Source organism: Rhizobium aethiopicum (assembly GCF_014197535.1).
Taxonomy (GTDB): Bacteria; Pseudomonadota; Alphaproteobacteria; order Rhizobiales; family Rhizobiaceae; genus Rhizobium; species Rhizobium aethiopicum_A.
In genome coordinates, this window is record NZ_JACIFV010000053.1 from 1 (window position 1) to 2,951 (window position 2,951).

Below are 2,951 nucleotides of genomic sequence, written 5' to 3' on the forward strand. Positions count from 1 at the left end.
CCAACTTCAGTATCCATGGTGTGCCCTACACGGCCACTCTGGGGCCATCAGGCATGCAGAGCGACATTTACCTTTTCCTGCAATAGGGTGGAGATGGATCGAGCAATAGATGCCAGTCGTTCTTGAAAAAGCACCAAACCGTTGAGAGAGAATCCGTTTTTACGCGGCCACGTGCAGCGCGCCAACCCAGATGAGACGATCCCCAGTGCCGGGGGCGACATCGAATGTGCACGTCGCCAGTCTTCCTTCAAAACGTGACGTTTGGCCAGCATCCCAAGAGGCGACGGCTGTCGCATCTGAGGTGTAGACAGATACGGATGCGGGAAGAGCCTCGGGTGCGAAGGATGCTGGCGCGGCCGCTGAAGTGCTTAGTGCCGTCTATGACGGCCTATCCTTTGCGGGTTCTACTATGGCTTCAGGCCAGGACGAAACCTGCCCATGGCGCCGGATGCATTTCATGCGGCGATCATGAGCCAACGTGTGAGTTGGGTACTCGATGCCGACCACGTATCCTGCAACTATCAAACTATGCCTGCTGTCAAGCGAAGTGAAGATTTGACCCCGTAGGCGAAACGAAGAACTGACCCCTTCATTGATTTGCTGTTTCGTTTGTCTCAAGCGCTGTTCCGGCCTTCTGCAGAAGGCCGGAACGGCGCTTTTCGCGAAGCCTGTAGCTATCACCTCGGATGGTGATCACCGTCGAATGGTGCAGCAGGCGGTCCAATATCGCGGTGGCGACGACAGGGTCTCCAAAGACGCTCCCCCACTCTCCGACCGATCGATTGGAGGTAATCAGGATCGATCCCCTTTCATAGCGGCGAGAGACCAGTTGGAAGAACAGGTGGGCGGCGTTAGCTTCGAAGGGCAGATATCCCAGCTCGTCGATGATCAGCAGTTTCGGCCGCGATAGGATTGTCAACTGCTTGTCCAATGAGCCATCGTTATGGGCCTTGGCGAGCATCGCAACCAGAGTGGCCGCCGTGACGAATTGAACGTTGTAGTTCTGGCGGATTGCTTCTCGGCCAAGACTGACAGCAAGGTGCGTCTTACCGGTGCCCGGAGGTCCGAGGAATAGGACGGTGTCGCCGTGAGCAATCCAGCGGCAGGTTGACAGCTCCCTGATCTGTCCTCGATCCAGCGAGGGCTGTGCCTCGAAGTCGAAGCCATCGAGTTCGCGTACGCAGGGGAACTGCGCCAACTTGCTCGACATCGAGATGCGCCGTTCATCGCGCCGGGCAATCTCTCGTGAGACCAGGAACGCCAGAGCTTCGCGCAACGTCATCTTCGAGCGGGCCGCCTCGTCCAGCAACGTGTCGAGTTGATCGCGGATCGCCGTCAGCTTTAGCCGATCGAGTGTCGCGATGAGTAAATCGTGATCGACGGTCGTCATCACCAGCCACCTCCAACAACGGCCTCGTATTCCGCAAGAGGTCGCAGCAAGGCGGCTGGTGCCAGCTCGACTGGAGCGGTGCGAACCAGTCCTTCGCTACCCGCGACGCCAACAAAGTGATCCCGGTCGACGATCCGTTGTCGCCGTCCCTGGCAGAGAGGATGATCGGCCACAACCTGGCCAGCGTGACGGATAATTACACGGCCAGCCAATACAACGACTTGGACGCTCTCGCCGATGAGACGCCAGGGTACGGAATAGCTGTTTGTGTCGAGATCGATGGCGCAGTCCGCCTGCACTTTGCGCACGAGGTCGCGTAGTTGTCCAAACGGTGCGCGGCCGGATAGCGGCCGAAGGGCTTCGGCCTCCGCAGCAAAGCGTTCAATTGGTGCTTCACCAGTCGTGCCGTGTTCTCGTCGGTCTGCGATCTCTCGTATCCATCGGTCAAGGTGCGCCTCGAACGAAGCCCAGTTCTCAAACCGGCGACCAGCGATAGCATTCTTCTTGACGTACCCGACCCCGCGCTCGTCCTTCCCCTTTGTTCGCGCCCGGTAGGGAGCGCAAGCGCGTGGCGCGAAGCCCCAGTAACGGGCAAACGCCCAGAGTCGCGCATTGAAGCGAACCTCCCGGCTAACCGCGTCGTGATGTTCGACAAGTGCCTTCGCATTATCCAGCAAAACCTCAACGGGAACGCCGCCAAACCGAAGAAACGCGCCTTCCATCCCCTCGAACCAATCTGTCTGCCCTTCTCTCAATGAGGCACGGATATGAATGCGTCTGGAATAGCTTAGCGTGGCGACAAAGACGTTTACCCGAAGCCGCTCGTCACCGATCCAGACACGCGTCTGCCCGAAGTCGATCTGCAACTGACGACCAGGCGGCGTTTCAAACCGCACTGTCGCACGCTTTTGCGCCTTGAGTTCCCGCCGCCATTCCCGGACTCGAAGCTCTACCGAACGCAAACCGATGATAATTCCATGCTCGCTCGCCAGCTCCTGCCGGATCACATCGGCATTGCCATCATGGCGAAAGAAGCGTTCACGAAGCCAATCATCAAGGCCATCAAAAGCACTCCTCCGAACCGGCTTCTTGAAGGGTACCGCTCCACCCTCACGAAGATATCGACGGACAGTGTTGCGAGCACATCCAAATTCCTTCGATAGACGCTTGGCACCCCAACCAAGCTCGTGCAGCCGCAACATTGCCACCACCTCATCTGCCTCAAGCATATCTTCGCCCTGCATCGTTCCCCACGATGCAGGATGCGCTGAAATCGCACTTGTCATCCATCTCTCCTCGTTGTCACACGAGGGGGCAGTTCTTCATTTCGTTAGGGGGTCAGTTTCTCATTTCGCCTGACACCTGCGGGCGGGTGCCGCGGTGGACCGACTTGTTCATCACGCAACGATCTTCGAAATGAACGTCGAAAGCTGTCGACGACGTTCCGCCATGGAGGCCAAACGCCAGCGCGGCAGGCCAGCCTCATTCGCGACAATCAAAGGCACCGCACAGTTTGTCGCGGAGCGGCAATCAGACCACGATGAAGCTCTTGCCAGCGACA

At 58.2% G+C, this 2,951-nt stretch carries 2 protein-coding genes and 1 pseudogene; 1 reads left to right on the forward strand and 2 read right to left on the reverse strand.

The annotated features are described in order from the left end of the window. Positions 1-589 precede the first annotated feature (589 nt). Positions 590-1,390: an IS21-like element ISSme2 family helper ATPase IstB gene (gene istB / locus GGD53_RS31365; RefSeq protein ID WP_085861388.1), complete on the reverse strand. Its 801-nt coding sequence runs from the start codon at positions 1,388-1,390 to the stop codon at positions 590-592. After that, positions 1,390-2,676, reverse strand: coding sequence for an IS21 family transposase (istA, locus tag GGD53_RS31370; protein WP_085861389.1), 1,287 nt, complete (start codon positions 2,674-2,676; stop codon positions 1,390-1,392). The genes istB and istA overlap by 1 nt, the downstream gene beginning before the upstream one ends. Before the next feature lie 88 nt (positions 2,677-2,764). On the opposite strand from istA, the pseudogene GGD53_RS32085 reads away from it, so the two are divergent. Continuing rightward, positions 2,765-2,951 (forward strand): annotated as a pseudogene (locus GGD53_RS32085) (hypothetical protein); the annotation flags it as partial.